Here is a 19,782-nt window from a genome sequence, read left to right as displayed (position 1 = left end):
CATTCGTCCACGCGGGCATATGGTTTTCCTGGCCGGGTAAGCGCGGGAGCCACCCGGCAAGGCCATTACTCAGCTGTCAGCAGGTTAGCAATGGTACGCACGCCAAGCCCGGTGGCGCCCGCCGACCACTGCTCAACGGCAGATTTGCGGTAGGTTGCCGAACAGTCGATATGCAGCCAACCCTGATGGTAGTTTTCCACGAAGTGGGACAGGAAGCCCGCCGCGGTGCTGGCGCCGGCCGGATAGGCCGCGCTACCGGTGTTGTTCAGGTCAGCAAAGTTGGACGGCAGCTGGTTGCGGTGGAACTCGGCCAGCGGCAGACGCCAGAAGGCTTCGTTTTCCGCCTGAGCGCTCGCCAGCAGGCGATTCGCCAGCGCATCGTCAAAGCTGAACAGCGCGTGGTAATCATTGCCCAACGCGGTTTTCGCCGCGCCGGTCAGGGTGGCGGCGTCGATGATCAGCTCTGGCTTCTGCGCCGAGGCGTCAATCAGGCCATCCGCCAGCACCAGGCGGCCTTCCGCGTCAGTGTTCATGACTTCAACGGTTTTGCCGTTGCGATAATGAATAATATCGCCCAGTTTGAAGGCGTTACCGCTGATCAGGTTGTCGGCGCAGCACAGGAACAGCTTCACACGTTTGTTCAGACCGCGGGTAATGGCGAAAGCCAGCGCGCCGGTGATAGTCGCCGCACCGCCCATATCGGATTTCATCGAATCCATAAAGGCGCTTTGCTTGATGCTGTAGCCGCCGGAATCAAAGGTGATGCCTTTGCCCACCAGGCAGGCGTATACCGGCGCCTCTTTATCGCCGGTCGGGTTATAGTCCAGCGCCAGCAGGACCGGCGAACGCTCGGAGCCGCGGCCCACGGTATGCAGACCAAGATAGCCCTGCTCGCGCAGATCTTCGCCTTTGGTGATGCGATAGCTAATCTTCTCACCCGCCACGCCGCACAGCAGGTCGACAGCGCGCTGCGCCAGCTGCTCCGGACCCAGCTCTTCCGCCGGCGCATTGATGGTGTCGCGCACCCAGTCGATGATCGTCAGGCGGTTATCCAGCTCGCTGCGCTGCGCGTCGTCAAGGGATGGCCATTCGACCTGACGCTGACCTTTCGGCCCTTTATAGCCGGCCCAAAAGGCCCAGGCGCGATCGGTGTTCCAGCCTTCGCCGCTCAGGGCGACGTGCTTGATGCCCATGCCGTCAATTTTGCGCGCCGCGCGCTGGATAAGCCCGAGGTCGTCTTTACCGTTGAGATGTAGAGCGATGCCGTCGTTATTGATGCTCCAGGTCGCTTTTTCTCCCCAGCGTCCATCGGCTGGCTGAGTAGAAAGCGTAATCTTCATAGCTTCGGTCATTATCATTATCCTTCTTAGCAAACGGGCCACCCTATGGCAGCCCGTTAAAATGTTTTCGCTTAACGCGAAATTATTCGGCCTCGTCTAGCCAGACTAGCAGAATCGCCTCGAGAATTTTTTCATTGGATGCGTTTGGATCATCATCAAACTCTTCCAAATCGCAAATCCACTGATGCATGTCGGTAAAGCGAACGGTTTTCGGGTCGAGATCCGGGTAAGCGTCGTACAGCGCTTCGCCGATTTCACGGCTGTCGGTCCATTTCAGTGCCATATTAGTGCTCGCGTGCGTGGTTGATGGTGTAACGCGGGATCTCAACGACCAGATCTTCGTCGGTGACGCGCGCCTGGCAGCTCAGACGGCTGTCAGGTTCCAGCCCCCAGGCTTTATCCAGCATGTCGTCTTCATCTTCGCTACTTTCCGCCAGCGAGTCAAAACCTTCACGCACGATGCAGTGGCAGGTGGTGCAGGCACAGGATTTTTCGCAGGCGTGTTCAATTTCGATACCGCTACGCAGCGCGGCATCGAGAATGGTTTCACCGGTCTCAGCTTCCACAACGATGCCATCCGGACACAGGTCCTGGTGGGGCAGAAATACAATTTTTGGCATTTTAAACCTCGTCCACGGATTGGCCTTTCAGCGCGATACGGACCGACTGATCCATACGGCGAGCGGCGAATTCCTGGGTTTGTGTGTCGATATTTTTAATCGCTTCTTTAATCGCGTCAGCGTCGTCGCCTGCCGCGGCGGCGCGTACCTGCTCCGCAGCGGCATCGATGGCCTGACGCTCCGCGGCGCTTAACAGCGCGGCGTCGGCGGCCAGCGCGCTTGTCAGGCTCTCCAGTACGCGCGCGGCTTCCACTTTCTGTTCAGCCAGCATGCGCGCCTGAATATCCTGTTCGGCGTAGCTCATCGAATCTTTAATCATGGTGGCGATTTCGCCATCGGTCAGACCGTAAGACGGTTTCACCTGGATGGAGGCTTCCACGCCGGTCGATTTTTCCATCGCCGTAACGCTCAGCAGGCCATCGGCATCCACCTGGAAGGTAACGCGAATATGCGCCCCGCCCGCCGGCAGCGCCGGGATACCGCGCAGCGCAAAGCGCGCCAGCGAACGGCAATCCTGGACCAGCTCACGCTCGCCCTGCATCACGTGAATGGACATCGCCGTCTGGCCATCTTTGAAGGTGGTAAACTCCTGCGCGCGGGCCACCGGAATGGTGGTATTACGCGGGATCACTTTCTCCACCAGGCCGCCCATGGTTTCCAGGCCTAACGACAGCGGGATAACGTCGAGCAGCAGCAGTTCGCTGTCCGGCTTGTTGCCCACCAGGATATCGGCCTGGATCGCCGCGCCGATGGCGACAACTTTGTCCGGGTCAATGGAGGTCAGCGGAGTGCGACCGAAGAACTCGCCAACGCGCTCACGCACCAGCGGCACGCGGGTCGAACCGCCGACCATCACCACTTCCAGCACTTCTTGCGCTTCAACGCCAGCGTCTTTTAGCGCCCGACGGCAGGCCATCAGGGTACGTTTTACCAGCGGGGCAATCAGATCGTTAAACTGGCTGCGGGTGATATCGCCCTGCCAGCCGCCGACCTCGACGTGCGCTGCCTCGGCATCGCTCAAGGCGATTTTCGCCGCGATGGCGGCATCCAGCAGCTCACGCTGCAGACGGTTATCGCTGCGGTCGCTGAAGCCCGCCTGCTCGCGCAGGTAGTCAGCCAGCATGTGATCGAAATCATCGCCGCCGAGAGCCGAGTCGCCGCCGGTGGCCAGCACTTCAAACACCCCGCGGCTTAAACGCAGAATGGAGATATCAAAGGTGCCGCCGCCGAGATCGTAGACCGCAATCACCCCTTCCTGGCCGGAGTCGAGGCCGTAGGCAATAGCCGCCGCGGTCGGCTCATTGAGCAGGCGCAGCACGTGCAGGCCCGCCAGACGCGCCGCGTCTTTGGTTCCCTGGCGCTGAGCGTCATCGAAGTAAGCGGGAACGGTAATGACCACGCCGTCGAGTTCGCCGGCCAGCGCTTCGGCCGCCCGGGCGGCCAGCGCTTTGAGGATATCGGCGGAGACGCGAATCGGGTTCAGCAGGCCGCCGGCGGTCTGGATCATCGGCAGGCCGTTTTCACTGGCCTGCAGCTGATACGGCAGATGCGGGTAACGGTTTTGAATATCGGCGAGGGAGCGCCCCATCATCCGCTTCACGGAGCTGATGGTATTGGCAGGATCCTGAGCGGCGTTAAGCCGGGCGTCATAGCCGACGGTCAGCCCCGAAGCGTGGTAGTTCACCACCGACGGCAGCAGATAGCGGCCTTGATGATCGGGCAGAGTCTCGGCCTGGCCGCTACGCACGGTAGCCACCAGAGAATTGGTGGTGCCCAGGTCGATACCGGCCGCCAGACGACGCTGGTGCGGCGCGGCGCTCAGGCCGGGCTCACTAATTTGTAATAAGGCCATAATTGCTTCCGAAAATTAAAAATCGAGCAGTTTTTCTTCGAGTTCTTCAGCACTGCTGCGCAGTTTATCGAGGAAACGGAGCTTACGAACCGTGTCCGCCGCCGCCTCCCAGCTCTCATTATGCAATTGGTCAACCATCAGCTGCTGACGGGTATCAAACAGCGCTTTCACCCGTTTGATAAAACCTTCCAGCCGCGCGTCGTCTTTCGCCTGGCCGATCTCATCCAGCTCTTCGCGCAATTCCAGCTGTTCCATCAGGAACGCGGTATCGCGAACGGTATGCTGCTCGCTGGCCAGATCGAAGCCATGCAGCGAAAGGAGATATTCTGCGCGAGTCAGCGGATGGCGCAGCGTCTGCCAGGCCTGGTTTATAGTGGCGGAATGCTGAACCGCCGCAAGCTGTTCCGCCGCAGGCGCGCTGGCAAATTTATCCGGATGGTACTGGCGCTGCAGATCCTGATACCGGACAGCCAGTTGTTCAAGCGAGAGGGTATAGCTGGCTGGTAACCCGAAGAGGGTGAAATAGTCCATAGTAACCTCAGGGTCATGCATCTAAATTAAAACCCCACGCGCGGCGTGACCGCGGTGGGGTTGAGGAGTACCGATTATACGTTAAAGCTTTCGCCGCAGCCGCACTCATCTTTGACGTTAGGGTTAGTGAATTTGAACCCTTCGTTGAGGCCTTCTTTGACGAAGTCCAGCTGAGTGCCGTCGAGGAATTGCAGACTTTTGCCGTCGATCACGACCTTCACGCCTTTGTCTTCAAACACGGTGTCTTCAGCCGCCGGCTCGTCAACAAACTCCAGTACATAGGCCATACCCGAGCAGCCGGAGGTTCTTACGCCCAGGCGCAGGCCAAACCCTTTACCGCGGTTCGCCAGGAAGGCATTGACTCGCGCTGCTGCACTGTCGCTAAGAGTAATCGACATAACAAAACCTCAACTAATTATTTTGCTTCACGTTTGCTTTTGTAATCCGCAATCGCGGCTTTAATCGCGTCTTCCGCCAGGATCGAGCAGTGGATTTTCACCGGCGGCAGTTCCAGTTCATCGGCGATATCGGTGTTCTTGATCGCCTGCGCTTCGTCCAGCGATTTGCCCTTCACCCACTCGGTAACCAGGGAGCTGGAAGCGATAGCGGAACCGCAGCCGTAGGTCTTGAAGCGCGCGTCTTCAATGATACCTTCATTGTTGACTTTAATCTGCAGCTTCATCACGTCGCCGCAGGCCGGCGCGCCGACCATGCCGCTGCCGACGTTCTCGTCGCTGTTGTCAAAAGAGCCGACGTTGCGCGGATTCTCGTAATGATCGATAACTTTTTCGCTGTAAGCCATGATGAATTCTCCTTATTGGTGCCGAATTAGTGATGTGACCATTCAATGCTGTTCAGATCCACGCCCTGTTTGAACATTTCCCACAGCGGAGAAAGCTCGCGCAGACGGCCAATGGATTTGCGAATCAGATCGATGGCATAGTCAATCTCTTCTTCGGTAGTGAAACGACCTAAAGAGAAACGAATAGAACTGTGCGCCAGTTCATCAGTCATGCCTAACGCGCGCAGCACGTAGGATGGCTCAAGGCTCGCGGAAGTACAGGCTGAACCGGAGGAAACCGCCAGGTCTTTCAGCGCCATAATCAGCGACTCGCCTTCAACATAGTTGAAGCTGACGTTAAGAATGTTCGGCGCGCCCTGCTCGAGGTCGCCGTTGAGGTACACTTCTTCCATATCCTTCACGCCGTTCCACAGACGGTTGCGCAGCGTGCGCAGACGCGCCATCTCGCTTTCCATCTCTTCTTTGGCGATACGGTAAGCTTCACCCATGCCGACGATCTGGTGAACAGGCAGAGTACCGGAACGCATACCGCGCTCGTGGCCGCCGCCGTGGATTTGCGCTTCGATACGAATACGCGGCTTACGACGCACGTACAGCGCGCCGATGCCTTTCGGACCGTAGATTTTGTGACCGGAGAAGGACATCAGGTCAACTTTCAGCTGGCTCAGATCGATAGGCAGCTTGCCCACGCTCTGGGTGGCGTCTACGTGGTAAATGATACCGCGGGCGCGACACATCTCGCCGATGGTAGCGATATCCTGCACCACGCCGATTTCGTTATTCACATGCATGATGGAAACCAGGATGGTGTCGTCACGCATCGCTGCTTCCAGCTCTTTCAGATCGATAATCCCGTTGCTCTGCGGCGCCAGGTAGGTCACTTCGAAGCCTTCGCGCTCCAGCTGACGGCAGGTATCCAGAACCGCTTTATGCTCGGTTTTGCTGGTGATGATGTGCTTGCCTTTTTTCTGATAAAAGTTGGCTGCACCCTTGATCGCCAGGTTGTCGGATTCAGTCGCACCAGAGGTAAAGACGATTTCGCGCGGGTCGGCGCCGACCAGCTCGGCAATCTGATTGCGGGCGATATCAACCGCCTCTTCAGCCTGCCAGCCAAAACGGTGGGAACGGGAGGCCGGGTTACCAAAGGTCCCGTCCATGGTCAGGAACTGCATCATTTTCTCGGCAACACGCGGGTCCACCGGCGTGGTTGCGGAGTAATCGAGGTAAATCGGTAATTTCATTGCTCTTAAACTCCGTACATCACTCAATGCAAGGAATCAGGCAACCGGCTTGATGTACGACCGAGTACACGGAATGTCGGAGCATCCCGGCCTGATTCTGAAAGCTCTTTATAATCGTTGTCCCGCCGTTTCGCGCCGCCTTGCCCTGTCAGCCGCAGCCCGAAACGGGACGGGTCACTCAGGCGCGCAGTTTAACGTCAATCGCGTCCTGAGTGCGCGCATTGCGCTGGGTTTCGTGCTGATGCTGACGACCGGAAACATCGAGGATCTCCTGGTTATTCACCAGTTCCCCGAGGGTGATATTGTTCAGGAAGCCGGTCAGGCGCTCGCTCAGGTCGCGCCACAGCGCGTGAGTCAGGCATTTATCGCCGCCCTGACAGCCGCCCTTGCCCTGGCAACGGGTGGCGTCAACGGATTCGTCCACGGCGCTAATGACTTCGCCGACGGCGATACTGCCGGCATCTTTACCTAACAGATAACCACCACCTGGGCCACGAACGCTGGAAACCAGGCCATTTTTACGCAGGCGAGAGAACAGCTGTTCCAGATAGGAAAGCGAAATTCCCTGACGCTCTGAAATATCTGCCAACGGCACCGGGCCCGTTTCAGAGTTGAGCGCAACGTCAAGCATCGCGGTCACGGCATAACGCCCTTTAGATGTCAGTCTCATGTCTTACTTAACCTCAAACTCGCCCCTGGCCGGGCTTTTTATTAATATGGGTATTGCATAGCAGGGCCAAGTCTGACATTCCCGAGTAATTTGGTCAACTATTTACTTGACTGTTTTAGTCAGGTATTTGGCTTTCCGTGCCGTTTTACTTCCGCATAGCCTGACACCTTCATCGCGCCAGGCGAGCCCGATTCGTAGCCCGGATAAGCGAAGCGCCATCCGGCGTTAACGCGGTTACTTACCTTTATTCTGCTGCTCAATAGACGCCAGCATGCCGCGCAGGATGTTCAACTCCTGGCTTTCCGGACGCGCGCGGGTGAACAGACGACGCAGCTTGTTCATCACCTGCCCCGGATGATTCGGGCGGATAAAGCCCGTCGCCAGCAGCGTCTGCTCAAGATGGTCGTAGAATCGCTCCAGATCGTCCACCAGCGGGTACGGCGCCTCTTCATGCTCAACCGCCGGCTGCGCTTGCTCCTGCGCCGCCAGCCAGGCCATCCGCACTTCATAGGCGATAACCTGCACCGCCATCGCCAGGTTCAGCGAGCTGTACTCCGGGTTGGCGGCGATCGCCACGTGATAGTGGCACTTCTGCAGTTCATCGTTGGTCAGACCAACGCGCTCGCGGCCAAAGACCAGCGCCACCGGCGCATGCTGACCTTCGGCGACGCTTTTCAGACCGCATTCGCGCGGGTCGAGCATCGGCCACGGCAGCGTGCGGGAGCGCGCGCTGGTGCCAACCACCAGGCTACAGCCTGCCAGCGCTTCATCAAGGGTATCGACAATCTGCGCGTTGCCGATCACGTCGCTGGCGCCCGCGGCCAGGGCTATCGCCTGCGAATCAGGTTTGACCAGCGGATTGACCAGCCACAGGTTAGTTAAGCCCATGGTTTTCATCGCGCGGGCTACGGAGCCCATGTTGCCGGTATGGGAAGTTTCTACCAGTACGATTCGAATATTTTGCAGCATTATGGTTCTTCGGCTAAAGATTATTCGTGCATGCTACCATAAAACGGAGACATAAGCAGATTTGGCTGCTATTATATGCGCCGTTTTTTCCCGTTCTTTAACATCCAGTGAGAGAGACCGATGCATCCGATGCTGAACATCGCCGTGCGCGCCGCGCGCAAGGCGGGTAATTTAATTGCCAAACACTACGAAACGCCAGACACCGTAGAAACCAGCCAGAAAGGCAGCAATGATTTTGTGACCAACGTCGATAAAGCCGCCGAAGCGATTATTATCGAAACCATTCGCAAATCTTACCCGCAGCACACCATTATCACCGAAGAAAGCGGTGAACACGCTGGCGAAGAGCAGGATGTTCAATGGGTTATCGATCCACTGGATGGCACCACCAACTTCGTTAAACGTCTGCCGCACTTCTCTGTTTCCATCGCCGTACGCATCAAAGGGCGTACTGAAGTCGCGGTGGTCTACGATCCGATGCGTAACGAACTGTTTACCGCGACCCGCGGCCAGGGCGCGCAGCTGAACGGCTACCGTCTGCGCGGCAGCAACGCTCGCGACCTCGACGGCACCATTATCGCGACCGGCTTCCCGTTCAAAGCGAAGCAGCACGCCACCACCTACATGAATATTCTCGGCAACATGTTTACCGAATGTGCCGACTTCCGTCGCACCGGCTCTGCCGCGCTGGATCTGGCCTATGTGGCCGCCGGCCGCGTTGACGGTTACTTTGAGATCGCCCTGAAACCATGGGATTTCGCCGCAGGCGAGCTGATCGCCCGTGAAGCTGGCGCGATTGTCTGCGACTTCACCGGCGGTCATAACTATATGCTGACGGGCAACATCGTTGCCGGTAACCCGCGCGTGGTGAAAGCGATGCTGGCGAACATGCGCGAGCAGCTGAGCGACGCGCTGAAGCGTTAATCTCTTACTGATGTCAAAAAGGAAGCCGCGGCTTCCTTTTTTTATGTCATTTTATCATGTTGAGGATCTGGCGAATCACCGCATTGCCGCCAATACAGAGCACCGTCAGGCCGCTAAATAAGGCCAGCGGTCCGCGCCAGCGCAGACAGCCCTGCGGCCCCAGCCAGCGCCGGAAACACAGCGCTATCCCTACCGTCGCCAGGCGGGCTAACAGCACGCCGACCATCGCCGGAACCAGCAGCAGCCATCCCCACAGCGGCAGCTCATACTGCTGCGCACTGAGTAAAATCCATACCAGCTGAAACGGCAGATAAAAGCTCAGGGCAAAGATCAGCGGAATGCGAATATTGCCTGCCGGTGCGGCAACGCCCTGAAAGTCGCGCCAGCCGTCGCGCAGCAGTATTCCAGCCAGCACCAGCGTGGCCAGATAGCATACGTCGTTAAAGATGCCCACGATCTGCATTAGCCTGTCGCTGCTTAGCTTACCCATAAACGCGAAACGCCAGAAAATGATCACCAGAAAACCGAACTGCAACACCCAGCTGCGCAGGATCCAGTCGACCATCTCCCGCGGCGAGGGCTGGTTATGCACAGCCCAGGCAACAATGGGCAGTTTACTGTGACCGGGATGACAAAAGGCCAGCACGAAGCCCGACAGCGTTAGGGTGGCGTAGGCCACCAGCGGAATATCCGCGACACTCGCCACCCCTAATCGCATAACATACGGCATGGCGTGGTAGACACGCACCAGATCTGACGGCCACCAGCTGGCCAGGGCTGGAAACCAGAATACGATCGCCAGGCCCGCCAGCAGCCCGGCGGCGCCGGCGCAGCCATAATAGAACCGCCCGCTCTGCGCGGGAGAAACGATATTTGCGGCCATAGCGACTCCTTGTCATCCGCCGAAAAGCGGAAAACTAGAGCATCGCTTCGCCAGCGGCAAGCGCTGGCGCCCACTTTAGGATTTGCGCCCGGCGTCTGTCTAAAACGGACGGATCCCACCGCCGGCAGGGACGGCGCTGAGCCACATCACCCCTGCCGCCGCCAGCAATATGACGCCGCCGGCCAGCGCCAGCGTCGCCCAACTAACCTGCTTCCATAACGCTGGCGCCTGATGGCGACTGAGGCGGATCGCCAGTTGGCGGAACCCATGCACCAACAGCGCCAGCGCCGTGATAGTCAACGAGGTTCCCGCCGCCATCGCCAGCGCCGCCGCCATCCCCCAGCCAAAAACGCCGATTACCTTGCTGAACAGCAGAACCATGATCGCCCCCGAGCAGGGACGCATACCCATCGACAGGACAATCGCGGCGCGAGCCCGCCAGTCGTCGCCGGCCTGCAGCTGCTCCGGGGCCGGGAGATGCTGATGCCCGCAGCCGCAGTGTTCGTTATGAACATGATGCGGGGTAAAAGCGGTAAACGTTGGCCGGCGCAGCAGCAGACGCAGCTTTTTTAACGCCCGCCAGCACAGCAGCAGCCCTAACGCACCCACCAGCAAATAGCTCCCCTTCTCCAGCCAGAAACTGCTGAGGTGCAGCTGGCGCGCCGGCAGCTGCAGCAGCGCCAGCACCACGACCACCAGCGCGATGGCCACCAGCCCCTGTAATAAAGAGGCGGCCAGCGTCAGGCCAATGCTTGATTTCAGCTTCGCGGGATGGGTGGCAAGCCAGGTCGTAATGACAATTTTACCGTGTCCGGGCCCTAAGGCATGGAGCACCCCGTAAACGAAGCTAAACCCCAGCAGAGACAGCCCTGCCGCCGCCGGGTTCTCCGCCACCGCCTGCAGCAGGCGGCTGAGTTCCAGGTTGAGCGAACGCTGCCAGACTGCGCTCTGCATCAGCACCTGCGGCCACGCCCGCCACAGCCAAATGCCGCCGATGATGCTCACAGCCAGCAACAGCGCCAGCGGCCACAGCGCTTTCCAGCGCGAAGATCGCGCACGCGGAGTAAAAATTACTGACATGTCAGGGTCACCTTCTGGGCAAAATAGCTGCCCAGCGCCATATCCTCCGGCGGCGCATCCGCTTTATCCAGCGACTGGGCGTATGAGAGCATTTTGTCGTTCGGTTTTGGCGTCATCACCGTTGCCTTACAGGCGGCCCGCAGCCCTGCGGGCAGGGAAAAATCGCTATCCTTGTCATAAAACATATCGACGTAGTAGGTCGGGTCGAAGGTGGAAAAGGTAAACGTCTGCCCGGCAACGGGTTGCGGCGTCGCCAGCGGCAGAGTAAAGGTGAGTACCGCCTGCAGTCCGTCACGTTCGAGGCCGTAACCGTCGGGACGATTGTCAAATTTAACCCGCTGACCGTTATGCCACAGCTCGCTGAAATAGTGCTGACCGAGCACGTTGGCCATCACCTCTGCCGCCAGCTTTTTCCAGACTTCGCTGCCCGGTTTGGCGTTTCCGGCATCATAGAGCAGATCCGATGAGGTAATTTCATCCATCGTCCAGCGCATTTTAAAGGCGCTCAGCAGACCATCCTTGACCACCGGCTCGCTTTGCAGGCTGATGAAGCTATGCGGATGCGCAGCGGCCGACCATGATAAAACCATGAAAAACGCCGCGCTTGTGCATTGTTTCACTCTGTTCATCTGTTCCTCACGTGAAAAATTCTGTGAACTTCGCCAGCAATCCTGAGTAAAAGCGGACGCTCTTCCCTGCCCACGCCGCGGTCATTGTCTATCCTTAGCGGAAACCCTAACTGGAACTTACCAGATGATGACCGTCATTGAACCACCATCTGCGCTTTCCAGTCCACAGCGCCGTAGCCAGGTGCTCCTGATGTTTTATCTGCCCGGACAGTCGGTGACGACTGAACGGCTTGGCAGGATCAACCTCGTTGATGAGACCACGGCCCGGCAGGATATTGAGGAGACCGGACGCGAAATTCAGCGTTACCACCGTTTGACCCTCCAGTCACAGGTGGACGGCAGCTATCGGATTGAAGGCGCCGCGCTCGACCAACGTTTATGTCTGCTGCATGCGCTGCGGCGGGGGCTGCGCCTCTGCCCACAGTTCGTTAATCATCATTTTACCCCGGCGCTGAAAACGCAGCTTAAACAGGAAGGCATTGCCCGCACCTTATACGATGATACCAATCTGCAGGCGCTGGTGAACCGCTGCGCGCGGGCGCTCAATCGCCAGTTTGACTGCCGCGACGTGCAGTTTCTGCGCTTGTACCTGCAGTACTGTCTGCTCGAACATCACCGGGGATACTCTCCGGACTTCAATGAGGAACAGCAACGCTGGGCTCAAACCGCCGCCGAGTTCACCCTGGCGCAGGAGATTGTCCGCCACTGGCAGCGTCGGGTCGGCGCTCCGCCCCATGTCGGAGAACCTTTTTTCCTCTCGCTGCTGTTTATGTTGCTCAAAACCCCCGACCCGGTCCGCGACGGTCACCCGCACGATCGCCGCCTGCGGCTGGCTATCTCCGGCCTGATCCACCGCTTCCAGATCCTCGCTGGCAGAGCGTTCAGTGATGAGCAGGGGCTCAGCGATCAACTCTATATTCATTTGTCGCAGGCGTTGATCCGCAGCGTGTTTGCTATCGGCATCGACAGCACGCTCACAGAGGAAGTGACCCGGCTCTACCCTCGCTTACTGCGTACCACCCAGGCGGCATTGAGCGAATTCGAGGAGGCCTGGCACATCCGTTTTAATGAGGAAGAGACCGGTTTAATCGCGGTGATCTTTGGCGCCTGGCTGATGCAGAAAAGCGACCTGCACGAGAAACAGGTGCTGTTGCTAACCGATGACAACCCAGCTATTGAAGAGGCCCTGGAGCAACAGCTGCGCGAACTAACGCTGCTGCCGCTGAATATCAAATACCAGAGCGTAGAGCGCTTTCAGAAGGAAGGTGCGCCCAAAGGGGTGACGCTTATCGTCACCCCCTATGCGACGGCGCTGCCGCTGTTTTCGCCGCCGCTGATCCACGCGGAGAACTACTTCACTGAACGCCAGCAGCAGCATATCTGCGCCATGCTCGAGGACTAGGCCGCCACCGCTTTTGGCCGTATAGCCATCGCCGGGAGCGTCAGCAGGGCCATCACCCAGAATACGCCCTGGTGCAGGTGCTGATAGAGGAAACCGGCGAAGACGGTCATGATGGCAATACTGCCGCCCATCGCCACCGCGGAGTAGACGGCCTGCAGACGGATCACTTCGCTACCCTGACGGGCGGCGATATAGCGCATCGCCGCCAGATGACACACCGTGAAGGTGCCACAGTGAAGGATCTGCGCAAGGATGAGTCCCGGCAGCGCCGTGGTCCAGCCCATCAGTCCCCAGCGAATCAGCCCGCAGGCGGCGGAGAGCAACAGCAGGTCGCGGGCGCTGAAGCGGCGGAACACCTTTTTACTCAACGCGAAGATCACCACTTCCGCCACCACGCCTAACGACCACAGATAACCGACCGCCGAGGCGGAATAGCCGGCCTGCTGCCAGTAGATGGCGCTAAAGCCATAGTAGGCGGCATGCGCTCCCTGCAGCAGACAAACGCAGGCGAGAAAGCGCCAGCTTTGGCGCACCAGCGTCAGCCAGGCCGCCATTCCGGCCCCCTGCTGCTGGCGCGACTCCCCCTGGGGCATCACCGACGGCTTAAGCAGCATGCCGAGCAGCATCGAGGCGACCCCCAGGCTTAGCATCAGCAGGATCGCCCGGTAATCGAACAGGCTCACCAGCTTGCCGGTCAGCGCCGAACCAATTACAAAGGCAATAGAGCCCCATAGCCGCACCCGGCCATAGTCCATGGTGATCTGCTTTTGCCAGGTATTGGCCAGAGCATCCGTCAGCGGCACCAGCGGCGAAAAGAACAGGTTGAAGCCGATGATGATCGCCAGCAGCCATGCTACGTGGCTGCCGGCCCAGAAGGCCAGCGCGAAGAGCAAGGTTAACAGCGCCAGCACGCGCAGCGCGGCGATCAGCCGGGAGGGATCGCTCACCCGCGGGGCAATCAGCAGACTGCCGAGAAAACGGGCCACCAGACCGGCGCCAAGCAAAATGCCGATGGTTTCCGGAGTCAGCCCGTTTCCGGCCAGCCAGACGCTCCAGAAGGGCAGAAAAATACCGTAGCTAAAAAAGTAGGTGAAATAACTGAGCGCCAGCCAGCGCGTGGAGTGCAAGACCATGATTTCCTCCCGAATGGTGGCGATAGTCTGGCGATAAACCCCGGCGGGCGCAAGATGCTCTTGTCTGCTGATAGCTCGTTATTTATGCCCCCTCGATGATGATTTTCAGCGAAAAATTGAGCTTCTCTCCCGCGCCTAAAACTCGCAGCCCCGGCTGCCCGTCCATGTTGTGGGCGTTTACCGGATGGCTTTGCGGCTCGAGGCAAAGGAATGATTCACCTTGCATTCTGAACAGCATCAACCACGGAGTTTGCGATAGAATTGTGATATTCATCACGTCATTGCTTACCCTCGCCCGCCCGCCCCAGCCGGAATAACCCACGTTCAGCCAACGATCTTCACCGAACTGAGCCACGCTGAAATTGGCATAGTCGGGCAAGTTTCCTTGCCAGTTGAGAGGTAAGTGATTCTCCCCTTCCGGCCAGTAACCGCTGACCTGGAACTGAACCTTGCTGCGTTCATCGAAAGGGAAAAAGGGATGAAAGCCGCAGCCGTAAAGCGCAGGGACCTCCCCATAGTGGGTAAGCGTTAGCTCCGCTATCAGCTGGTTACGCAGCAACTGGTAGCGGAGCTGCGCCAGATAATCGAAACCGCAGGCATGCTGCCGACGCAGCTGTAATACACAATACTCGGCGCCGTACTCAATAATATCCCAGCGCTGTAACCAGCCGTCACCGTGAAGAAAGAAATACTCGTCGGCATGGTGGCGAGGCAGGACAATCTCCTGCCCATGAAAAATAAAACGGTTGCCGGCGACGCGATTGGCCAATGGCAGCATCGGAAACATGCCGCCGGCGGGATTTTCATATAGCACCGGCGCTTGATATTGCCGCGAGAATAAACTTTGCACTTTGCCGCCCAGAGAAGAGACGCACATCCGCAGATGCGCGTTCTCCAGAATCCACTCTTCCGCCATTAGCGCATCTGCTCCTGCTTCGCCGCATTCACGCCCGTATGACGCTGCGCCAGCTGCTCTTCCAGCGCTTCGAGGGTGATACCTTTCGTTTCCGGGACGTTGCGCAGGATATAGAGGTAGCCGGCAGCGCAAATGACACCATACAGCAGGAAGCTTCCTGCCGCGCCCAGACCGGCATTAAGCAGCGGGAAAGTATAGGTTAACAGGAAACAGGCGATCCACAGCGCCAGGGTACCTAAAGACATCGCGAGTCCACGTACGCGGTTGGGAAAAATCTCCGCCAGCAGCACCCAGGTCACCGGCGCCAGGGTCAACGCATAAATAGCAATCGCCGCCAGCACCAGCAACAGTACCGGCCACCCCATAATGCCCATGGCGTAAGCGCCGGCGATCAGCACATAGATCAGCGTCAATCCCGAAGCGCCAAGCAGCATTAATTTACGGCGACCGATTTTATCCACCAGCGGCAGCGCCGCAATGGTAAAGACCAGATTAACGACGCCCGTCGCGACGATCGATTTCAGCGTGCTGTTAATATCGAACCCCGCCGAGGCAAAAATCTCCTGCGCGTAGTTAAAGATGACGTTAATCCCACACCACTGCTGGAATATGGCGAGCACCATGCCAATGATCACAATCGGTTTCACCTGGGGAGCCAACAGCGCGCCGTAGGAGACTTTATTGTTATCCTTTTCCAGGGTATGCGCGATTTCACGCAGGATCCTGTCGGCATAGTCGGCAGAACCAATGCGTTCCAGCGCAGCCCGGGCGCGCTCCGGTTTACCGGCCTTCATGAGCCAGCGCGGCGACTCGGGGACAAAAAACATCAGGACCAGAAACGCCAGCGCCGGCACCAGTTCCGCACCGAACATCCAGCGCCAGCCCATCTGCCCATTCCAGCTGTCCACAATCATCTGCTGCGTCGCCCCCGGCTCCACCGGTTCAGCAATCATCAGATTGATTAACTGAGCGGCCAGTACGCCAATCACGATGGTGAGCTGATTGACCGCGACAAAACGCCCTCTTTTCTCTGCCGGACTGACTTCGGCAATGTAAAGCGGGCTGAGAGCGGAAGCCAGACCAATCCCTACGCCGCCCACAATGCGGTAAACCACAAACATATCGAAATGACTGGCGACCGCCGTCCCCCAGGCCGACGCGCTGAACAGCACGGCGGAAAGAATTAATGGCAGCTTGCGCCCCAGTTTGTCTGCGCACCATCCCGAAATTAATGCGCCGAAAATACAGCCCAACAGCGCTGAGCTCATCGCCCAGCCGGACTGCGCCGGGTCCGTAATTGAAAACCAGGCTTCATAAAATGGCTTAGCGCCGCCAATCACCACCCAGTCATAGCCAAACAGTAAACCACCGCAGGCGGCGACCAGACAAATCGTCCAGACGTAGCCCATTTTCAGATGTGTCTGCGCGTTGTTCATAATGATTCCTCTATAAGGGAAACGCAGGGAACAGTAGGGTTCAGGCGGGCCGAGCCCGCCCATTGAGGTTCAGGAAAAAATGCCGCTTTGCAGGGCATGGCGAATCAGATGCGCCTTATCATGAGCCGGATTTATTTGCAGAAGCTGCTGCATCCTCTGCTGGCAGGCGGATACGTTGCCCAGCCCCAGATGGCCCAGCGCTTCAATAAACAAGCAGTGCTGCAGATGTCTCTGCTGCGCTGATACATCGAGAACCACCAGGTCCGGAAGAGAGACGGCAAAAAAATCGACTTGCGGAACGTCATCCCGATGCTGCGCGGCCCAGTCGATAAAATGGCGGAAGTGCTGCTCGGCCTGCGCTGGGTTACCGCTCTTACGCAGCGCAATGCCCTGCCAGAAAAGGTAATCGGCGGGTTGATCGTTGTAGTACCGCCCGGCGTCCAGCGTTGAGCCCCCTTGCCGGGCAAGCTGGTAATATTCCGCCGCCTGCTGCGCATCCCCAGCCTGTTCTGCGCAGTAGCCCAGCAAATACCAGATATCGTTGTCCGTTTGCCCAGGCAGTCGCCCCTCCCCCAGATTGTCGGGATAGCGTAATGCGGCTTTCAGACAGTCCGTGGCCTGTTTAAACGCCCCACGCTCGATGAACTGTAATGCCAGATGGAGCTGATTGAGCAAATACTGGCCGGTGATTTTCCCTTCTCCTCCTTCCCAGGGATGGAATACGCGCGTATCCAGAATCGCGGCGGCATCGGCATAATGACCGGACGCGTTCCACAGGCTTAGCAGCTCAGCGGTCAGGTCGTCCCGCTTCAGCACCACGGCTTTACGTTCCACCAGCGTCGTCAGTCGCTCATGTACCGGCCTGGCCAGTAATTTTTGCAAAAAATCGAGTTCAAACAGGAAGCGCGCATTGTCCGGCTCCAGCGCTACGGCGCGCTGCAGATAAGCCAGCGCCTGCGTTGCATCCTGCTGTTTATTCCACGAGTAAACGCCCAGCAGACGATGAGCGGGCGCATAATCGGGAGATTTTTCGAGCGTCTCGCGCCAGCAGCTCACCGCCTCGTCATAGCGACGTTTGCTGTACCAGAAGCAACCGAGTAGATAGCGGGCAAAAGCGCTGTCGCCCAGCGACTGCAGCATCTGAACTTCATCGAGTGAGTTAGGGAAACGAACATTGTGCGCATGGCAGTGCTCGGCGGCGGCAATAAACTGTTGGCGTTCATTGGCATCATCACTTAGCGACGCACGCCAGAGCATCGGCAGCGCTTCCTGACTGTCCAGAACCGCAAGAACCTCTTTCACCGCCGACGTCTGTCCGATAGAGAGCAACCAACCCGCCAGCAGGCTGGCGTTGACCCCTCTGCGCCCCGTGATGCGCAGCAGGGCTTCTCGCGCGTCGTCGCTCCGCTCAATCATCCAGCGCGCGCAGTGCAGCGGATAGCTCAATGGGTATTGCTCAAGAGAGGCGAAAATAAACTCCAGCGCTGCTTTCTTCTGCCCACTGTTGGCTAATGCCAGCGCTTTCAACCCCATCGCCAGAGGATTGCTGGCGTTGAACCGCAGACTGGTGTTTACTTTTTCCAGCGCATCGGCAACATCACCGCGCTTCATCGCCAGCCTCGCCAGCGACCACCAGGCGGCGTCACGGCAGTTACCGCTCCAGGAGGCTTTGTAATAGTGATCCCAGGCGCCTGCATCATCCCCCATCCTTTCCAGCACGCTGGCAAGCAGCATACTGGCTTCGCCATCTCGCGGGTTCTTATTCAAACGATGCGCGCGCTGTAGCGCAGCACGGGCACACTGTTCCGCCAGCGCCCAGTCGGCACTGTTGAACGCCAGGGTACCGAGGGCAACATTATTGCGATAATCCTGCGGATCGAGCTCAACCGCCCGACGATAGTAATCCCCGGCGTAGCGGCTTGCGTGGTTGTATTGTTCAAGGTGCTGGCCGATAAAATAGAGCTCGTCGCCATTGTGGATCGCTTCCGGTAACGCGGGCGCTATAGCTGGTTCGGGCAGCGGCGTCTGTTGGGTAATATGTTCCTGATAATCCAGCAGCGGCTGGTTCTCGGCGGTTTTCACTTTGAGGGTTAAGCGCCCGACGCCATTTTCCGGCAGCGTCTGCTGCCAGCTCTCACCGGGCTTCAGCGTCAGCTGAGTTTCGTACAATGGCTGATGGTCAGCGCTGAGTTCAACCACGATATGATTTAGCGGAGCAATGGCATATACGCCAAGCTGCAGTTGCCCAGACTCGCGAACCAGCTTCAGTGCCAGCTGTGTATTGGCATTTTGCACCATCCCTAACTCGCTGTAGGGAAGGAAATTTTGCACAAACACCTTCTCTTCATAAGGCGCAAGCCACGTAAAGTCAGGCTGGTTATCGGTGAAGACGCCGGTCATCAGCTCAATATAAGGGCCATTTTCATCAGTCAGATTTCGATCCCAGGCCTGGCCAAAATCCCCGTACCCCCAGCTCCACTGTTTCTTGCCAGGAGAGACATGGTGATCGGCAACATGCAGTAACCCGCCTCGCTCGTCATGATGATAAGCGCCGACAAAATCGTAATCCGACTTCTCCGCCATATACGAAGTGGGTACCGGGACGTTTTTATAACGGGAGATATCAACCCCCGCAGAATAGTCCACTTTGTAGTAGGTACCGGTGGCAATCGGGAAAGCGGAAACATCACGCTTACCATGGTCGAATACAGCGGTGACATCGGGTGGGAATACACTCTGGTGGGCATCGCCGCCTTTTACTGCAGGGTTGGCCCACCACAGGAAATGGCGCGGCGTGGCGTTACCATTGAAGATCTTGCCAGTGATTTCAATCAGCGCGCGGTCAGGATAGAGCGTAAACCCGGCCATAACCTGCAAACCGCGCATGGGCTCCGCTTCCCCCATCCATACGGTCTGCGCGCCGTTTTCTCCCTGCTGAATAGAAAAATCGACCGGCTTAAAGGTCGTCGGCCGGTGATGTTGCGGCCAGTTAAATTCGATTCCGCCGGAGATCCAGGGCCCGAGCAGCCCTACCAGGGCTGGCTTAACCACCTCATTGTAATAGACGAAATCACGTTGTTTGACTTTATCATATGCCCGGTGAATACGGCCGCCAAGCTCCGGTAGCAGCATGACCCGAAGGAAATCATTCTCCATCCACACTGCCTGATAATCGCGCATTTCGCGTTCGCCGGTCAGGGTATCAATCACGCCGTAGGGATAGACGCTGCCGGAAGATCCTTGATAAACACGTTTTTCCAGAAACATAGGGTTCGGATCTTCCGCTCCCGTCGTCCACGTTGGTAATGAAATGATTTCCTGCCAGACCTTAACCGAACCGTACATGATGCCTCC

19 protein-coding genes are annotated in these 19,782 nt (G+C 58.0%); 2 read left to right on the top strand and 17 right to left on the bottom strand.

Translation table 11 applies throughout. The features are described 5' to 3' along the window. Positions 1-65: 65 nt before the first annotated feature. From pepB to trmJ, 10 genes are all read right to left on the bottom strand, one after another. Positions 66-1,352: an aminopeptidase PepB gene (gene pepB, locus AB1E37_RS06300; RefSeq protein ID WP_032434811.1), complete on the bottom strand. Its 1,287-nt coding sequence runs from the start codon at positions 1,350-1,352 to the stop codon at positions 66-68. A gap of 70 nt (positions 1,353-1,422) precedes the next feature. Then, a complete protein-coding gene (iscX, locus tag AB1E37_RS06295; protein ID WP_002913954.1) occupies positions 1,423-1,623 on the bottom strand; it encodes a Fe-S cluster assembly protein IscX in 201 nt (66 codons plus the stop codon). Position 1,624: 1 nt separating this feature from the next. Next, positions 1,625-1,960 carry an ISC system 2Fe-2S type ferredoxin gene (gene fdx / locus AB1E37_RS06290; RefSeq protein WP_002913956.1) on the bottom strand — a complete coding sequence of 112 codons (336 nt, stop codon included), beginning with the start codon at positions 1,958-1,960 and terminating at the stop codon, positions 1,625-1,627. Position 1,961: 1 nt separating this feature from the next. Then, a complete protein-coding gene (gene hscA, locus AB1E37_RS06285; RefSeq protein ID WP_032447900.1) occupies positions 1,962-3,812 on the bottom strand; it encodes a Fe-S protein assembly chaperone HscA in 1,851 nt (616 codons plus the stop codon). Positions 3,813-3,827: 15 nt separating this feature from the next. Beyond that, positions 3,828-4,343, bottom strand: a complete 516-nt coding sequence (gene hscB, locus AB1E37_RS06280) for a co-chaperone HscB (protein ID WP_004174835.1) — start codon at positions 4,341-4,343, stop codon at positions 3,828-3,830. Positions 4,344-4,417: 74 nt separating this feature from the next. Next, complete coding sequence (gene iscA / locus AB1E37_RS06275; RefSeq protein WP_002913979.1) at positions 4,418-4,741, bottom strand: iron-sulfur cluster assembly protein IscA; 324 nt, start codon at positions 4,739-4,741, stop codon at positions 4,418-4,420. 17 nt (positions 4,742-4,758) lie between these two features. Next, positions 4,759-5,145, bottom strand: coding sequence for a Fe-S cluster assembly scaffold IscU (gene iscU, locus AB1E37_RS06270; RefSeq protein ID WP_002913991.1), 387 nt, complete (start codon positions 5,143-5,145; stop codon positions 4,759-4,761). A 26-nt stretch (positions 5,146-5,171) separates the two neighbouring features. After that, positions 5,172-6,386 carry a cysteine desulfurase gene (gene iscS / locus AB1E37_RS06265; RefSeq protein ID WP_002913992.1) on the bottom strand — a complete coding sequence of 405 codons (1,215 nt, stop codon included), beginning with the start codon at positions 6,384-6,386 and terminating at the stop codon, positions 5,172-5,174. Between the two features lie 178 nt (positions 6,387-6,564). Continuing rightward, a complete protein-coding gene (gene iscR / locus AB1E37_RS06260) occupies positions 6,565-7,056 on the bottom strand; it encodes a Fe-S cluster assembly transcriptional regulator IscR (protein ID WP_002913993.1) in 492 nt (163 codons plus the stop codon). A 234-nt stretch (positions 7,057-7,290) separates the two neighbouring features. Next, positions 7,291-8,025: a tRNA (cytosine(32)/uridine(32)-2'-O)-methyltransferase TrmJ gene (trmJ, locus tag AB1E37_RS06255; RefSeq protein WP_002913994.1), complete on the bottom strand. Its 735-nt coding sequence runs from the start codon at positions 8,023-8,025 to the stop codon at positions 7,291-7,293. A 120-nt stretch (positions 8,026-8,145) separates the two neighbouring features. Here trmJ and suhB point away from each other — a divergent pair, with 120 nt between their 5' ends. Then, complete coding sequence (suhB, locus tag AB1E37_RS06250) at positions 8,146-8,949, top strand: inositol-1-monophosphatase (RefSeq protein ID WP_002913995.1); 804 nt, start codon at positions 8,146-8,148, stop codon at positions 8,947-8,949. A 46-nt stretch (positions 8,950-8,995) separates the two neighbouring features. Here suhB and AB1E37_RS06245 read toward each other — a convergent pair whose 3' ends face one another. From AB1E37_RS06245 to AB1E37_RS06235, 3 genes are all read right to left on the bottom strand, one after another. Beyond that, a complete protein-coding gene (locus tag AB1E37_RS06245) occupies positions 8,996-9,832 on the bottom strand; it encodes a hypothetical protein (RefSeq protein WP_032447901.1) in 837 nt (278 codons plus the stop codon). A gap of 99 nt (positions 9,833-9,931) precedes the next feature. After that, positions 9,932-10,912 carry a nickel/cobalt transporter gene (locus tag AB1E37_RS06240; protein ID WP_004185122.1) on the bottom strand — a complete coding sequence of 327 codons (981 nt, stop codon included), beginning with the start codon at positions 10,910-10,912 and terminating at the stop codon, positions 9,932-9,934. Continuing rightward, positions 10,903-11,541, bottom strand: coding sequence for a DUF1007 family protein (locus AB1E37_RS06235; protein WP_004185124.1), 639 nt, complete (start codon positions 11,539-11,541; stop codon positions 10,903-10,905). Before AB1E37_RS06235 ends, AB1E37_RS06240 begins: the two co-directional genes overlap by 10 nt. 124 nt (positions 11,542-11,665) lie before the next feature. Here AB1E37_RS06235 and csiE point away from each other — a divergent pair, with 124 nt between their 5' ends. Further along, on the top strand, positions 11,666-12,943 hold the full coding sequence (gene csiE, locus AB1E37_RS06230; RefSeq protein WP_002914002.1) for a stationary phase inducible protein CsiE: 1,278 nt from the start codon (positions 11,666-11,668) through the stop codon (positions 12,941-12,943). Here csiE and AB1E37_RS06225 read toward each other — a convergent pair. The 4 genes from AB1E37_RS06225 to AB1E37_RS06210 all read right to left on the bottom strand — a co-directional run bounded on the left by AB1E37_RS06225 (position 12,940) and on the right by AB1E37_RS06210 (position 19,773). After that, positions 12,940-14,076 carry a 3-phenylpropionate MFS transporter gene (locus AB1E37_RS06225; RefSeq protein WP_004144329.1) on the bottom strand — a complete coding sequence of 379 codons (1,137 nt, stop codon included), beginning with the start codon at positions 14,074-14,076 and terminating at the stop codon, positions 12,940-12,942. The two genes, csiE and AB1E37_RS06225, sit on opposite strands and share 4 nt — an antisense overlap. A gap of 82 nt (positions 14,077-14,158) precedes the next feature. Further along, a complete protein-coding gene (locus AB1E37_RS06220; protein WP_004899867.1) occupies positions 14,159-14,992 on the bottom strand; it encodes an aldose 1-epimerase in 834 nt (277 codons plus the stop codon). After that, positions 14,992-16,428, bottom strand: coding sequence for a sugar porter family MFS transporter (locus AB1E37_RS06215; protein WP_002914018.1), 1,437 nt, complete (start codon positions 16,426-16,428; stop codon positions 14,992-14,994). Before AB1E37_RS06215 ends, AB1E37_RS06220 begins: the two co-directional genes overlap by 1 nt. A gap of 69 nt (positions 16,429-16,497) precedes the next feature. After that, positions 16,498-19,773, bottom strand: coding sequence for a DUF5107 domain-containing protein (locus tag AB1E37_RS06210; protein WP_015958809.1), 3,276 nt, complete (start codon positions 19,771-19,773; stop codon positions 16,498-16,500). Between the last annotated feature and the right edge of the window lie 9 nt (positions 19,774-19,782).

The sequence above is a fragment of the Klebsiella sp. Shm-1 genome (genome assembly GCF_040804525.1).
Taxonomy (GTDB): domain Bacteria; phylum Pseudomonadota; class Gammaproteobacteria; order Enterobacterales; family Enterobacteriaceae; genus Klebsiella; species Klebsiella pneumoniae.
Note: the sequence above shows the minus strand (reverse complement) of the source record. Positions and strands in the feature narration are given on the sequence as shown.